The 14,997-nt window shown below is 62.6% G+C and carries 14 protein-coding genes; 8 read left to right on the top strand and 6 right to left on the bottom strand.

All coding sequences use genetic code 11. The features are described 5' to 3' along the window. Positions 1–79 precede the first annotated feature (79 nt). The 6 genes from cmoB to AD670_RS15090 form a co-directional block, all read right to left on the bottom strand. Positions 80–1,036: a tRNA 5-methoxyuridine(34)/uridine 5-oxyacetic acid(34) synthase CmoB gene (gene cmoB, locus AD670_RS15115; protein ID WP_053133691.1), complete on the bottom strand. Its 957-nt coding sequence runs from the start codon at positions 1,034–1,036 to the stop codon at positions 80–82. Next, positions 1,033–1,776 carry a carboxy-S-adenosyl-L-methionine synthase CmoA gene (gene cmoA / locus AD670_RS15110; RefSeq protein ID WP_053133688.1) on the bottom strand — a complete coding sequence of 248 codons (744 nt, stop codon included), beginning with the start codon at positions 1,774–1,776 and terminating at the stop codon, positions 1,033–1,035. The genes cmoB and cmoA overlap by 4 nt, the downstream gene beginning before the upstream one ends. A gap of 35 nt (positions 1,777–1,811) precedes the next feature. After that, entirely contained in the window at positions 1,812–2,468 is a 657-nt protein-coding gene (locus AD670_RS15105; RefSeq protein WP_053133685.1) for a lysoplasmalogenase, read from the bottom strand. 1 nt (position 2,469) lies between these two features. After that, the gene (locus AD670_RS15100; RefSeq protein ID WP_053133682.1) at positions 2,470–2,859 is read right to left on the bottom strand and encodes a protease inhibitor I42 family protein; all 390 of its coding nucleotides are present in this window, start codon (positions 2,857–2,859) and stop codon (positions 2,470–2,472) included. A 260-nt stretch (positions 2,860–3,119) separates the two neighbouring features. Next, positions 3,120–5,540, bottom strand: a complete 2,421-nt coding sequence (gene lon / locus AD670_RS15095) for an endopeptidase La (protein ID WP_053133679.1) — start codon at positions 5,538–5,540, stop codon at positions 3,120–3,122. Between the two features lie 120 nt (positions 5,541–5,660). Continuing rightward, on the bottom strand, positions 5,661–6,650 hold the full coding sequence (locus AD670_RS15090) for a GntR family transcriptional regulator (RefSeq protein WP_053133676.1): 990 nt from the start codon (positions 6,648–6,650) through the stop codon (positions 5,661–5,663). A 336-nt stretch (positions 6,651–6,986) separates the two neighbouring features. Here AD670_RS15090 and AD670_RS15085 point away from each other — a divergent pair, with 336 nt between their 5' ends. The 8 genes from AD670_RS15085 (at position 6,987) to AD670_RS15050 (ending at position 14,846) form a co-directional block, all read left to right on the top strand. Beyond that, positions 6,987–8,318, top strand: a complete 1,332-nt coding sequence (locus AD670_RS15085; protein WP_053133673.1) for an amidase — start codon at positions 6,987–6,989, stop codon at positions 8,316–8,318. An 11-nt stretch (positions 8,319–8,329) separates the two neighbouring features. After that, a complete protein-coding gene (locus AD670_RS15080; RefSeq protein ID WP_003234086.1) occupies positions 8,330–9,208 on the top strand; it encodes a polysaccharide deacetylase in 879 nt (292 codons plus the stop codon). 141 nt (positions 9,209–9,349) lie between these two features. Then, the gene (locus AD670_RS15075; protein WP_053133670.1) at positions 9,350–10,690 is read left to right on the top strand and encodes an MFS transporter; all 1,341 of its coding nucleotides are present in this window, start codon (positions 9,350–9,352) and stop codon (positions 10,688–10,690) included. Positions 10,691–10,700: 10 nt separating this feature from the next. Then, positions 10,701–11,462 carry an SDR family NAD(P)-dependent oxidoreductase gene (locus AD670_RS15070; protein ID WP_053133667.1) on the top strand — a complete coding sequence of 254 codons (762 nt, stop codon included), beginning with the start codon at positions 10,701–10,703 and terminating at the stop codon, positions 11,460–11,462. 60 nt (positions 11,463–11,522) lie between these two features. Beyond that, positions 11,523–12,272 (top strand): SDR family NAD(P)-dependent oxidoreductase, encoded by a 750-nt coding sequence (locus tag AD670_RS15065; protein WP_053133664.1) that lies wholly within the window; start codon positions 11,523–11,525, stop codon positions 12,270–12,272. A 13-nt stretch (positions 12,273–12,285) separates the two neighbouring features. Further along, positions 12,286–12,588 (top strand): hypothetical protein, encoded by a 303-nt coding sequence (locus tag AD670_RS15060; RefSeq protein WP_053133661.1) that lies wholly within the window; start codon positions 12,286–12,288, stop codon positions 12,586–12,588. A gap of 111 nt (positions 12,589–12,699) precedes the next feature. Beyond that, positions 12,700–13,674: a GTP-binding protein gene (locus tag AD670_RS15055; protein WP_053133658.1), complete on the top strand. Its 975-nt coding sequence runs from the start codon at positions 12,700–12,702 to the stop codon at positions 13,672–13,674. Then, entirely contained in the window at positions 13,671–14,846 is a 1,176-nt protein-coding gene (locus AD670_RS15050; RefSeq protein WP_053133656.1) for a PotD/PotF family extracellular solute-binding protein, read from the top strand. Before AD670_RS15055 ends, AD670_RS15050 begins: the two co-directional genes overlap by 4 nt. The last annotated feature ends 151 nt before the right edge of the window (positions 14,847–14,997 follow it).

Below are 14,997 nucleotides of genomic sequence, written 5' to 3'. Positions count from 1 at the left end.
GAACACTGATGAGCAAATGTGGGAGGGGGCTTGCCCCCCTCCCACATTTGTATCTCTGTTGTTTCAGGGAGATTAGCGGTTACTTTTTAGCGATGATGACCGCCCGCATCGGTGCCGGCAGCCCTTCAATCGTCTTGCTGTGATCTTCCGGATCGAGGAAGTCGCTGAGGGACTGATACTTCATCCACGCCGTCCCGCGCTGTTCCTCCACCGTAGTCACGCTCACATCCACGCACCTCACATCACTGAACCCGGCACGGCGCAGCCACAGCATCAACGCCGGCACCGAGGGCAGAAACCACACGTTACGCATCTGCGCATAACGGTCTTCCGGCACCAGCACCTGTTGCTGGTCGCCTTCGACCACCAGGGTTTCCAGGACCAGTTCGCCGCCCTTGACCAGGGTGTCCTTCAGCGCCAGCAGATGTTCGATCGGCGAGCGGCGGTGATAGAACACACCCATGGAAAACACGGTGTCGAAGCCTTCCAGGTTCGCCGGCAGGTCTTCAAACGGGAACGGCAGGTGCCAGGCCTTGGGTTCGGACAGGTAACGCTGTACGGCTTGGAACTGGCAGAAGAACAGCCAATTCGGGTCGACGCCAATCACGCTGTCGGCCCCGGCGCCGAGCATGCGCCACATGTAGTAACCGTTGCCGCAACCGACATCGAGAATGCGCTTGCCCTTCAGGTCCAGGTGCGGGGCCACACGCGACCACTTCCAGTCCGAGCGCCATTCGGTGTCCACGTGCACGCCGAACAGGTGGAACGGGCCCTTGCGCCATGGGCTCAAGCCCATCAGCGCGGTGTGCATTTGCGCGCGGGTGGCGTCGTCGCAATCGGTGTCCAGCACCAGGCCATTGAGCAAGTCGACTTCACTGGGCTGGATCTTTGGCAGCGCGTCCAGGGCACTCTGCCAACGCTCCAGGTCGCCATGACCCTTTTCCATCTTGCTATCGAGCTGCGCTTGCAGGCCTTGGGCCCAGACGGCCAGGGGAGTGCCGACCAGATGGCGGGCGAGGGGGGACAGATCAATCATGGCAAGGCAATCAACGAGGCAAAGTTAAGACACTGGAACCACGGCACGACTTTCGAGAACCCGGCCGCCAGCAGGCGTTCGCGGTGTTCTTCGAGGCTGTCGGGCTTCATGACATTTTCGATGGCGCTGCGCTTCTGGGCGATTTCCAGTTCGCTGTAGCCGTTGGCGCGTTTGAACGCGATATGCAGGTCGGTGAGCAGCGCATGTTCTTCAAGGTCGTTGAAGCGCAGCTTTTCCGAGAGGATCAATGCACCGCCGGGCAGCAATGACTGGCGGATACGCCCGAGCAATGCCAGGCGCTCATCCGGGGCGATAAATTGCAGGGTGAAGTTCAACGCCACCACCGAGGCCGGTTGGAACTGCAACGCGAGGATATCGCCCTCGATCACCTCGACCGGCAGCAGCTCCTGGAACATCGAGTCCTGGCCATTGAGGTATTCGCGGCAGCGCTCGACCATGGCCACCGAGTTATCCACAGCGATCACTCGGCAACCGTCCGTGCGCACATGGCGACGCAAGGCCTGGGTCACCGCACCCAGGGACGAACCCAGGTCGTAGAGCACGCTGTTCGGTTGGGCAAATTGCGCCGCGAGCACGCCGAGGTTTTCGACAATCGTCGGGTAACCGGGCACCGAGCGCTTGATCATGTCCGGGAACACCCGCACCACGTCCTCGTTAAAGGCGAAGTCCGGCACCTGGGGCAGGGGCTGGGCGAATAGGCGATCGGGTTCTTTGCTCACGGTTGTTCCGGCGACGAGGGGGAAAGGCCGGCATTTTAGCCAAGTTGGCCCTCATGTGCGCGGGTTGTCTGATGGAAAGCCGAGGCCGTGATTCCCCATTGGCCGAGCCAGTAAGTTGTGATCAACAAATACGGCGCGGCCTCGAACGACAGCACAAACCGATTGATGCCGATCAGCGTGTCGGAAAACACAAACGACACCGCACCCGCCGCCGCCAGCAGCGCCGAGCGTTTCGGCACCTCGCTGCCCAGGCGTGCCAGCGCGCGCCAGAGCATGGCGCTGATCACCGTCGCGTAAACCACCACCGGTATCAGCAGTTCACCGAGGCCATGGGAGATCAGGATGCTCAGCAGGACCGCGCCCACGCCCAGCGCCAACACCAACGGCAACAGCGCCAAACGGCGGCAGTCACTGAAATAGGCCTTGAGATAGGCCAGGTGCGCAAACAGGAAGGCGCCGAGGCCGAAGATAAACAGGTCGCCCGGCCAGGCGAGCAATACATCGCCGACCAGGGAAAAAATCAGCCCCAGGCTGATCCAGCGTCGATAGTCGGTAGGCGGCGCATCATGCAGCCAGCCCAGCAGCGCCAGCACCGGCAGCGGCTTGACCAGCAGACACAGCAACGTGGCACCGGTGCTCAGGCCGTAGATAAAGGTGCCTGCGCCCATCAATGCAAGAATCAGCCATGGCATATCAGTTCACCGTAATGGCGCAGTCGAAGGTCTCGGCGGGCTCGGCTTCCGGTTCCCAGGGTTGCTGAGAGGTCAGGCGCAAACGACCCTGGCCGGCCGCGAACGCCTGGAAGCGCCAGGTGGACTGGCCACCGCCACCGATCACGCCGGATTCCGAACTGCTGTAGACCTCGGGGCTCAGCGCACGCAACACGCCACCGGCGGAATCCTGGATGGCCCAGCGGTAGCCGGTCGTGGGGTTGCTTGGCAGGGTGAGGATCAGGTTTTGCCCGGTTTTGAGTTGCAGCGGGCAAGCGCCCTGTTCTTCCACGGTGACGTTTTGCTTCGGCGCACTGGCGCAGGCGGCGAGCAGGCAAAGGCTCAGGGGGAGAAGCAGGCGGGCAGCGGTCATGGGGGCTCCGTTGTTTGGCGACGAAGACCGAGCATAACCGAAGATGAGACAAGGTGTGACAAGAGGACCGCAGAGTGCCCCTCGTGGCGAGCCGGCTTGTTGTGGCGAGCAGGCTTGCCCTGCGTTGGGCTGCGCAGCAGACCCTTTTAAAAAGACCCCATTCTTTCTGGAAGAATGGGGTCGTTAGTTTTGGGGCTGCTGCGCAGCCCAACGCAGGGCAAGCCTGCTCGCCACAGGAGCCCACTCGGGCTAGTGAAATATCAGAAAAGCACCTTCGCCACATCCGCAAAGCGCTTGGCAAAGTGCACCGTCATGCCTTCCTTCAGGTACTCCGGCAACTCTTCAAAACTGCCACGGTTCGGCTCCGGCAGAATCAGTTCGTGGATCTTCTGGCGCCGCGCCGCAATCACTTTCTCACGCACGCCGCCAATCGGCAGTACATGCCCGGTCAACGTCAGTTCGCCGGTCATGGCCACGCCTTTTTTCGGCGCTTGATTGCGCGCCAGGGACAGCAGCGCACTGGCCATGGTCACCCCAGCGCTCGGGCCGTCCTTCGGCGTGGCGCCTTCCGGTACGTGCAAGTGCACGAAGGCTTCGTCGAAGAACTTCGGGTCGCCGCCAAACGACTTCAGGTTTGAGCTGATGTAGCTGTAGGCGATTTCGGCGGACTCTTTCATCACCTCACCCAACTGCCCGGTGAGCTTGAAGCCGCGATTGAGGGTGTGGATGCGTGTCGCCTCGATTGGCAGCGTAGCGCCACCCATGCTGGTCCAGGCCAGGCCGGTGATTACACCGGTACCCGACAACACCTGTTCGTTGCGGAACACCGGCATGCCGAGGGAGCTTTCCAGGTCCTTGTTGCCGATCTTGATCACCGAGTTCGGTGCATCCAGCAGCTTGACCACCGCCTTGCGCACCAGTTTACCCAGCTGTTTCTCCAACTGGCGTACCCCAGCTTCGCGGGCATAACCGTCGATCAGTGCGCGCAGGGCGCCGTCGCTGATGCTCAGGCTGTTTTTCGAAACGCCGGCTTTTTCCAACTGTTTTGGCCACAGGTGGCGTTTGGCGATGGCGACTTTTTCTTCGGTGATATATCCCGACAGGCGAATCACTTCCATACGGTCCAGCAGCGGGCCGGGGATCGAGTCCAGGGTGTTGGCGGTGCACACGAACAACACCTTGGACAGGTCCAGGCGCAGGTCGAGGTAGTGGTCGAGGAATTCGACGTTCTGCTCCGGGTCGAGGGTTTCGAGCAGTGCCGAAGCCGGGTCGCCCTGGAAGCTCTGGCCCATCTTGTCGATCTCGTCGAGCATGATCACCGGGTTCATCACTTCGACATCTTTAAGCGCCTGCACCAGCTTGCCCGGCAGGGCGCCGATGTAGGTGCGGCGATGGCCCTTGATCTCGGCCTCGTCGCGCATGCCGCCGACGCTGAAGCGATAGAACGGCCGCCCGAGGGACTCGGCGATGGATTTGCCCACGCTGGTCTTGCCCACGCCCGGCGGGCCCACCAGCAGCACGATGGAGCCGGCGACTTCGCCTTTATAGGCGCCCACCGCGAGGAATTCGAGAATGCGGCTCTTGATGTCATCCAGGCCGGCATGGTGCTTGTCCAGCACCTTGCGCGCGTGCTTGAGGTCGAGTTTGTCCTCGCCATACACGCCCCATGGCACCGAGGTGGCCCAGTCCAGGTAATTGCGCGTCACCGCGTATTCCGGCGAGCCGGTTTCGAGGATCGACAGTTTGTTCAGTTCTTCATCGATACGTTTTTTCGCCTGGGCCGGCAGCACCTTGCCTTCCAGGCGTTGCTCGAACTGTTCGACGTCGGCGCTGCGATCGTCTTTGGTCAGGCCCAGTTCCTGCTGGATGACCTTGAGCTGTTCCTTGAGGAAGAACTCGCGCTGGTGCTCGCCGATCTTGCGGTTCACCTCGGCGGAGAGTTCTTTTTGCAGGCGCGCGACTTCCACCTCCTTGCGCAGCATCGGCAGGACTTTTTCCATGCGTTTGAGCATCGGCACGCAGTCCAGCACTTCCTGCAACTCATTGCCTGTGGCCGACGTGAGGGCGGCGGCGAAGTCGGTGAGGGGCGACGGGTCGTTGGGGCTGAAGCGGTTGAGGTAGTTCTTCAGCTCTTCGCTGTACAGCGGGTTGAGCGGCAGCAGTTCCTTGATCGCATTGATCAGCGCCATGCCGTAGGCCTTGACCTCGTCGGTCGGATCGCTGGGCTGGTGCGGGTATTCGACTTCCACCAGGTACGGTGGGCGGTGGTGCTTGAGCCAGGTTTTGATCCGCACGCGGGTCAGGCCCTGGGCGACGAATTGCAGCTTGCCGTTCTCGCGGCTGGCGTGGTGCACCTTCACCAGGGTGCCGTACAGCGGCAGGGCGGAGGTGTCGAAATGGCGTGGGTCTTCCGGCGGCGTGTCCATGAAGAACAGGGCGAGGGAGTGGTGGTCGGATTTGCTCACCAGCTCCAGGGTCTCGGCCCACGGCTCTTCGTTGACGATCACCGGCAGCACCTGCGCCGGGAAGAACGGCCGATTGTGGATCGGGATGATGTAGACCTTGTCCGGCAGGTTTTGCCCAGGCAGGGCCAGGCCGGTATTGGACGAAGGGGTTTCAGCGTTTTCGGGGTCGGCGTAATCGTTGAGGTCGTAATCAGGGAATTCTTGCTGGTCGCTCATGGGGCACCTGCATAAGGAAGTATGCAGGTTAGATGGGGCGGGGTAGCAGTGGTTTCAATGGTGGGGGTGAGATAGCAACATATTGCATGAAATTACTGCGGTGACATTGGCCAATGTGGGTTAGCTGATTTTGTGGAGGTAGGCGGGGAGTGGCTGTTCGGGCAATACCGAGAGCACCTTCAAGCGCTGCAACATCCGCTGCCGTGCCCGCTGCAAATGCTCGCGCAGATTCAGCGCCGCCGCGTCAAACGCGCCATGCAGCAGCAACTCTAGAATCAAGCGATGTTCGGCGAGCATGGCTGGATCCGCGCCGATCCCCAGCAATCGGTAGAAAATCCGGCTGATGATCATCGGGCTCTGGCCCTGGCGAATCAGCGCGGCAATCTTGCGGTTTTGCAGGCCGGCCAGGCAGCGCTGGTGCAGGTCCTCTTCGATCTGCTCGATGGCTTCCAGGCTGCAGTGGGGGCTGTCCTGGGCATCCCGCACACGTTGCAACATGGCTTCAAGCATGTCGCGGTCGAGGTCAGGTGCACTCTGGCGCAGGGCTTCGGGTTCCAGGCACGCGCGCAGTTCGTAATCTTCGGTGACCTCCCGCGCAGTCAAGGGCCCCGCCAGCCATTGCGAGTACGGCTCTTTTTCCACCAGGCCACGGTCGCGCAGGCGCATCAGCGCTTCACGCACCACCGCGCGGCTGACGCCGTAGTGGTCGGCGGCGGCCTGTTCATCCAGGCGGTAATGGCCGAAGGCGATGCAGGTAGACAACGCCGCGCCGATTTCCTCGACGATGCGCTCGCCTAACGGGCGGGTGTCCACCAACTCGGCTTCGCCGTTGAGGCCCAGGTGCACATGGCTCAGGGGCAGGCGCAACGGTTCCACGGCCAGGCCTTCGGGGTTGATCAGGTAACCCCGGCCGTTGAAACGGCAGATCAAGCCTTCAGCGTGCAGCAGGTCCAGCGCCTTGCGCACCGGCACGCGGCTGGTGCCGAACAGTTCGGCCAGGGGCGCTTCCAGCAATACCAGCCCATGGCGCGCGGTGCCATTGACGATCGCGTCGCGCAATACCTGGTGAATCATCGCGTAACGGGAGGCCGAGGCGGACACTGCTTTCATCGATTTCTCAAAGGCATGTAGGACGATGGCCGGGGATTCTCTCATAAGTTGCGCCTGTCACTCTGCGCCACGTCGGTGGCACTTTTTTGGGGCCTTGAATGTAGGAATGTTACTTTTCTGCACCAAAATGTACTTATTAATAAAAGATACATTATTTCGTTAGAAGCGGTTCACAAGCGTATCGCAGGATTTTTTTCCATTGATCAACACCATCTAACCCGTAGCTCTGGGTAAGAAAGCGTAATCGCGCCAGGAACGTTACGCAGAGACTGGCACGAAAGCTGCCTTCTTAAAATGTACATTTTATGAATATGTACGTTTTATGAGGTTTTCCTGATGTCAGACGCCACTTCATTGGCCGAGGATTTCGCCAGCGGTCGCAGCGACCCGGTGCAAGTCCTTGAGCAGGCACTCGATCAAGCGAGCCGCTCGACCCGCGTATTTATTTCCCTGACCGCCGAACGCGCCCGCCGTGAGGCCGAAGCGTCCGCCGCCCGTTGGCGTGCCGGCCAGCCCTTGAGTGTGTTCGATGGGGTGCCCCTGGCCTGGAAAGATCTGTTCGACGTGGCCGGCAGCATCACCACTGCCGGCGCTGCCTATCGCCGCCATGCGCCAGCCGCCTTGCTCGATGCGCCGAGCGTGGGCCTGTTGTGCCGCGCCGGGATGGTCAGTATGGGCAAGACCAACCTCAGCGAGCTGGCCTATTCCGGGTTGGGCCTGAACCCGCATTTCGGCACGCCGCACAATCCCCATGGCACGGACCAGGCGCGCATTCCCGGGGGCTCGTCGTCCGGGTCGGCGGTGGCGGTCGCGGCCGGTATCGTGCCGATCGCCATGGGCACTGACACCGCCGGTTCCATCCGCATTCCGGCGGCGCTCAACGGATTGGTGGGTTATCGCAGCAGCAGCCGGCGCTACAGCCGTGACGGCGTGTTCCCCCTGGCCCACACCCTCGACAGCCTCGGTCCGCTGACCCGCAGCGTACGCGATGCCTTGGCCATCGACGACCTGCTCCACGGCCGCAGCCAGCGCCACAGTGCCCGCAGCCTGAAAGGGCAGCGGTTTGTCTTGGAGCAAGGCGTGTTGGTCGACGTGGAACCTGCCGTGCGCAACAACCTGCTGCGCGCCGTTGAGCGACTGAAGGCGCAAGGTGCACTGATTGACGAGCGTGAAAGCTCCGCGTTCCAGGCCACCCTCAACTTGATCAAGCACCAAGGCTGGCTCGGCGCGTTCGAAGCCTTCGCCCTGCACCAGGCCCTGCTCGACAGCGCCGATGCCGAGCAACTCGACCCCCGCGTGCGCCGCCGCCTTGAGGCCGCACGCGCATTACCGGCCAGCCAACTGATCCACCTGACCGAGGCGCGCCGCCGCCTGCAACAGCAACTGCTCGACGACCTCGACGGCGCGATCCTGATCACCCCCACCGTCGCCCATGTCGCCCCGGCGTTGGCGCCGCTTGAAGCCGACGACGAACTGTTTGTGAACACCAACCTCGCCACCCTGCGCCTGACCATGCCCGGCAGTTTGCTTGACATGCCAGGCGTCAGCCTGCCCAGCGGCGTCGATGCGCTGGGCTTACCCACCAGCTTGCTGCTCAGCGCTCCCAGTGGCGAAGACGCACGCCTGCTCAGGGCCGCCTTGTCGGTCGAAACAGCCCTCACTCTTTAAGGAGACACACCATGGCAAAAGACATCCTCTGTGCATTTGGCGTTGACGTCGACGCCGTTGCCGGCTGGCTCGGTTCCTACGGCGGCGAAGACTCGCCCGACGACATCTCCCGCGGCCTGTTCGCCGGTGAAATAGGTGCGCCGCGCCTGCTCAAACTGTTCGAACGCTACGGCCTGCGCACCACCTGGTTTATCCCCGGCCACTCGATGGAAACCTTCCCCGAGCAGATGAAGGCCGTGGCCGACGCCGGCCACGAAATCGGCGTGCATGGCTACAGCCACGAAAATCCGATTGCGATGACCGCCGAGCAGGAAGAAATCGTCCTCGACAAGTCCATCGAACTGATCACCCAAGTCACCGGCAAACGCCCCACCGGCTACGTCGCGCCGTGGTGGGAATTCAGCAAGGTCACCAACGAGCTGTTGCTGAAAAAAGGCATCAAGTACGACCACAGCCTGATGCACAACGACTTCCACCCCTACTACGTGCGCAAGGGCGACAGCTGGACCAAGATCGACTACAGCCAGCACCCCGACACCTGGATGAAACCCCTGGTGCGCGGCGAAGAAACCGACCTGGTGGAGATCCCGGCCAACTGGTACCTCGACGACCTGCCGCCGATGATGTTCATCAAGAAAGCCCCCAACAGCCACGGCTTCGTCAACCCGCGTCACCTGGAAGAAATGTGGCGCGACCAGTTCGACTGGGTCTACCGCGAGCACGAACACGCGGTGTTCACCATGACCATCCACCCCGACGTCTCCGGCCGTCCGCAAGTGCTGCTGATGCTCGAGCGCTTGATCGAACACATCCAGAGCCATGCCGGCGTGCGCTTCGTCACCTTCGATGAAATCGCCGACGACTTTATCCGCCGCCAACCGCGTACCTGATCCCAACCCCGGTAGGAGCGAGCTTGCTCGCGAAAAGCCTGAGAGCACCGCGTGCATTCAGGATGCCCGCGTCATCGTTGACGATTTTCGCGAGCAAGCACGCTCCTACAGAAAGCCCACTCCACCTCCCGAGGCGCGATTATGTCCATCTACAACAAGCTTGACCTGACTGGCTGGAAACCCCGGCAACTGACGTCCCAGGAAGTGCGCTTCGCCACCTGGATCGCGTTTTTCGCCTGGGTGTTTGCGGTGTATGACTTCATCCTGTTCGGCACCTTGCTGCCGGAGATCGGCCGGCACTTTGGCTGGGGTGAAGTGGAGCAGGCTGAAATCGCGACCTGGGTGGCGGTGGGTACCGCCGTCGTCGCCTTGGCCATCGGGCCGATTGTCGACAAGCTGGGACGGCGCAAAGGGATTATTTTCACCGTGGCCGGTTCCGCACTGTGCTCGGCGTTGACCGCCATTGGCGGGGCGTGGGGCAAGTCGCCGCTGATTCTGATCCGTTCTCTGGGCGGCCTGGGGTATGCCGAAGAAACCGTCAACGCCACCTATTTGACCGAGTTGTATGGTGCGTCCGAAGACCCGCGACTGACCAAGCGTCGCGGCTTCATCTACAGCCTGGTGCAGGGCGGCTGGCCGGTCGGTGCGTTGATCGCCGCGGGTTTGACCGCGCTGTTGCTGCCTGTCATCGGTTGGCAGGGCTGCTTTATCTTCGCCGCGATCCCCGCGGTGGTGATCGCGATCATGGCGCGCAAGCTCAAGGAAAGCCCGCAGTTCCAGATCCACCAGCGCATCAGCCAGTTGCGTAAAAGCGGCGCGGTGAAAGAAGCGCAAAACGTTGCCGTGACCTACGGCGTGGATTACGACGAACACAGCAAGGCCGGTCTCAAGGCGGCGTTCCGTGGCCCGGCCCGCCGCGCCACATTGGTGATCGGCGCTGCGCTGCTGCTCAACTGGGCAGCGATCCAGGTGTTCAGCGTGCTCGGCACTTCGGTGATCGTCAGCGTGCACCACATCTCGTTCGAGAACTCGCTGATCATCCTCGTGCTGTCGAACCTGGTGGGTTACTGCGGCTATCTCAGCCACGGCTGGATGGGCGACAAGATCGGCCGTCGCAATGTGATCGGCCTGGGGTGGATGCTCGGCGGCCTGGCGTTTGCCGGCATGCTGTTTGGCCCGAGCAATATGCCGATGGTGGTCGGGCTGTACAGCCTGGGCCTGTTCTTCCTGATCGGGCCGTACTCGGCGGCGCTGTTCTTTATCAGTGAAAGTTTCCCTACCAGCATCCGCGCCACCGGCGGCGCGATTATCCATGCCATGGGCCCGATTGGCGCCGTGGTCGCGGGCTTTGGGGCGACCCAAGTGTTGTCCGCCGGCAGTGACTGGCAGACCGCCGCGCTGTGGTTCGGCGCGCTGCCGTGCTTTTTGTCCGGTGCCCTGATGTTTGCCGCACGCCATGTGCGTCCGGAAACCGTTCAGTAAGGAGAGTTCGATGAGCCGTAAAGTTGCCTTGATTACCGGCGCCGCCAGTGGCATCGGCCAAGCCCTCGCCGTGGCCTATGCACGTTGCGGCGTGGCGGTGGTGGGCGGGTATTACCCGGCCGACCCCCATGACCCGAGCATCACCGTGTCGCAGGTGGAAGAGGCGGGGGGCGAGTGCCTGATGTTGCCGCTGGACGTGGGCGATACCGCCTCGGTGGAGGCTCTGGCCGAACAGGCGGTACAGCATTTCGGCCGGCTGGATTACGCGGTAGCCAACGCCGGTTTGCTGCGCCGTGCGCCGCTGCTGGAAATGACGGATGAGCGATGGAACGAGATGCTCAATGTCGACCTGACGGGGGTGATGCGCACCTTCCGCGCGGCGACGCGGCATATGAACGAAGGCGGCGCGCTGGTGGCGATCTCTTCGATTGCCGGCGGCGTGTATGGCTGGCAGGACCACAGCCACTACGCCGCCGCCAAGGCCGGTGTGCCGGGGTTGTGCCGCTCGCTGGCAGTGGAGTTGGCGCCCCTGGGCATCCGCTGCAATGCGGTGATTCCGGGGTTGATCGAAACACCGCAATCGCTGGATGCAAAGAACTCCCTCGGCCCGGAAGGCTTGGCAAAAGCTGCGCGCGCGATCCCGCTGGGGCGGGTAGGGCGCGCGGATGAAGTGGCGTCGCTGGTGCAGTTCCTGACCAGTGAGGCGTCGAGTTATCTGACCGGGCAGAGCATCGTCATCGACGGCGGCCTCACCGTGCGCTGGCCTGACTAAATGTGGGAGAGGGTAAGCCCCTCCCACATTGGAACTGTGTTTGCTTCAGGAGATTTTCATATGCCTCAACTAGATAAACGCCGCGCCGTGATCACCGGCGCCGGCAGCGGCATCGGTGCCGCCATCGCCCGTGCCTATGCCGTTGAAGGCGCGCGTCTGCTATTGGCCGACCGCCACGCCGCCAGCCTCGCCGAAACCGCGATCACCTGCCGCAACCTCGGCGCCGAAGTGGTCGAGTGCGTGGCCGATGTGGGCACGGTGGAAGGTGCCCAGGCCAGTGTCGACCGTTGCGTCGAGCACTTCGGCGGCATCGATATCCTGGTCAACAATGCCGGCATGCTCACCCAGGCGCGTTGCGTCGACCTGTCCATCGAGATGTGGAACGACATGCTGCGCGTCGACCTCACCAGCGTGTTCGTCGCCAGCCAGCGCGCCTTGCCGCATATGCTCGCGCAGCGCTGGGGACGGATCATCAACGTGGCTTCGCAACTGGGCATCAAGGGCGGCGCCGAACTGACCCACTACGCTGCCGCCAAGGCCGGGGTGATCGGTTTTACCAAATCCCTGGCGTTGGAAGTGGCCAAGGACAACGTGCTGGTCAACGCCATCGCCCCCGGTCCGATCGAGACGCCATTGGTGGGCGGTATCAGCACCGACTGGAAACGCGCCAAGGCCGCCGAGCTGCCCTTGGGCCGCTTCGGTCTCGCGGACGAGGTGGCGCCCACCGCCGTGCTGCTGGCCAGCGAGCCGGGCGGTAACCTGTTTGTCGGTCAGACCCTGGGTCCGAACTCCGGCGATGTCATGCCATGAGTGAGGTGTAGCCATGTGCGGACTCTGCGGATTGCTCGGCGAAGACCTGCACTGGAGCGACCCCCTGGGCGATGAACTGCCCAGGCGCCGCGAACGCCTGCGCCGTATCGCTGCGATCAACCAGGTGCTGGCGGTGTTCCGGCTCAAGGTCGAAGACTTCCAGGGCGCGTCCTATCTGTTGTTGGGCGCCACCGGCAAACAGGAACTGGCAAGCGGGCTGGATCAACTCTGGCAGGCGGCCGAGACCATGCTCGGCCGGCCGCTGGATCCCCTTGACCCGCGTCTACTTGACCACCTGGAAAACACCCCACTGTAGGAGCGAGCTTGCTCGCGAAAGACGTCAACGATAACGCGTGTTGTCTGGATGTACGCGGCGCTCTCGGGTTTTTCGCGAGCAAGCTCGCTCCTACAGGGCGTGGAGGTAAATATGAGCATTGCTCTGAATGTGATCACCGGTTTTCTCGGCAGCGGCAAAACCACCTTGCTCCAGCGCCTGCTGCAAGGCGAAAGCCTGGGCGACACCGCGTTGCTGATCAACGAGTTCGGCGATATCGGCATCGACCATCTGCTGGTGGAGGAAGTCGCGCCGAACACCGTGCTGCTGCCCAGCGGCTGCATCTGCTGCTCCATCCGTGGCGAGCTCAAGGACGCGCTGCTCGGCCTGCTGCAGCGCCGCGAACGTGGTGAAATACCCGCGTTCAAACGGGTGATCCTCGAGACTACCGGCCTGGCTGATCCGGCGCCGATCCTCGCGACCTTGAACAACGACGTGCAACTGCGCGGGCGTTTTCATATCGGCCTGGTGATTACCCTGGTGGACGCCAGCCACGCCGCTCTGCAGGAACGCCTGCACCCCGAGTGGCTGGCCCAGGTCGCGGCGGCGGATCGCCTGCTGTTGAGCAAGACTGATCTGGTGGGGGACTGCGAACCGCTGCGCATGCATTTGCAGGCGCTCAACGCCGGTACGCCGATCCTCGATACCCACGCCATCCACAGCGGCGACCAACTGTTGCTCGGTGAAGGCCTGCGCAGTGCCGAGCCGGCCATGGAAGTCAGCCGCTGGCAATTGCACCAGACCACCAGTGCCAGCCACGGGGCAGCCCAAGTGTGCAGTATGACCTTCGACCAGCCGCTGGATTGGGTCGGCTTCGGGGTGTGGTTGTCGATGCTGTTAAGATGCCACGGCGAACGAATCCTTCGCGTCAAAGGACTGCTCAACGTGAACGCCAGTAACGCCCCCATCGTCATACATGGCGTGCAGCATTGCCTGCATGCCCCGGTCCATCTGCCTGCCTGGCCAGGCACCGACCGGCAATCGCGCCTGGTGTTTATCCTGCGTGGCCTCGACCCTGCGCTGCTGCGGCGTTCCTTTGAAGTGTTCTCACGGCGGTTCGCCGGATGATCACCTTACGTGTGCTCGGCACCTCGGTCACCTTGCTCGAATGCCTGCGCGTGCGCGCCGAACAGGAACTGGGGATTCGCCTGGTGTACCAGGTGCACGACGTCGAACAGGCCCAGCGCATTGCGGTGATGCAGCCCGACAGCTATGACCTCTACGACCAATGGTTTCATAACGTCGACTTCGTGTGGCCGGCCCGGGCGATCCAGCCCATCGACACGCGGCGCATCGCGCTGTGGCACGAGATCAACGACCTGCCCAAGCGCGGGCGGCTGTCGCCCAATGACCGCCTGGGCAGCGGCAGCGTGCCCAGCGAGCGCCTATTCGTGCAGCACGACGGCAGCCTCGGCAGCACCGTCACCGAACGCATCAGCATGCTGCCGCTGACCCACAATGCCGACAGCTTCGCCTACCGCCCCGAACGCCTGCCCGAGGGGTTTTGCCACGGTAACGAAAGCTGGGGCTGGCTGCTCGACCCGGCCTGGCGCGCACGCACGGCGCTGCAAAGCGATGCCGCCATCGGCGCCCTGGATGCGGCGCTGGCCGTGCAGGGCGCGGGGCTGGCCAGCTTCAAGGATATCGGCAATATGAGCATCGAAGAGATCGATGTGCTTGCCGACATTCTGGTGCGCAAACAGAAGGAAGGGCATTTCGCCGCGTTCTGGTCCGACGATGAAGAGGCTGCGCAACTGATGCTCAGCCCGAGTATCGACATCCAGAGCCTATGGTCACCGACCCTGATGCGCCTGCACCGCGCCGGGGTGAAATACCGCCTGGCGGTGCCCTGCGAAGGCTATCGCGCCTGGTTCGGCGGCTTGTCGTTGTCGCGCCATGCCCAGGGCCCGGTGCTGGATGCGGCGTACGCCTACCTCAATTGGTGGTTGTCCGGCTGGCCGGGCGCGGTGATGGCGCGCCAGGGTTACTACATCGGCAACCCGGCGCGCAGCCGTGATCATCTGAGCAGTGCCGAATGGGATTACTGGTACGCCGGCAAGCCTGCACGGGAGGAGTTGCTCGGCAGTGATGGGTTGCCGTTGATCGATATCGGCGAAGTACGCGATGGCGGCTCCTATGAGCAGCGCATGGGGCATATCGCGGTGTGGAACTCGGTGATGGATGAACACAACTACCTGGTGCGGCGCTGGGGGGACTTCATGCGCGCCCGTGTTCTTTGACCGGCCTGCCAGGGTCAGTCGGTTGTCGCCAATAAAATGACAGTAAAATCCCCGGTTTTATTCGGTGCGCTTCTGCTTTGTCCCAGCTAATCTGCTAAAACAAAATTTCCATTGAAAATGGATGTTTTTTTGACGGCGGGTCTGGGCGCAA

This window comes from Pseudomonas sp. MIACH (assembly GCF_001269925.1).
In the GTDB taxonomy this organism is placed as follows: domain Bacteria; phylum Pseudomonadota; class Gammaproteobacteria; order Pseudomonadales; family Pseudomonadaceae; genus Aquipseudomonas.
The sequence above is the reverse complement of the archived record's forward strand: the minus strand, read 5'-3'. Positions and strand labels throughout refer to the sequence as shown.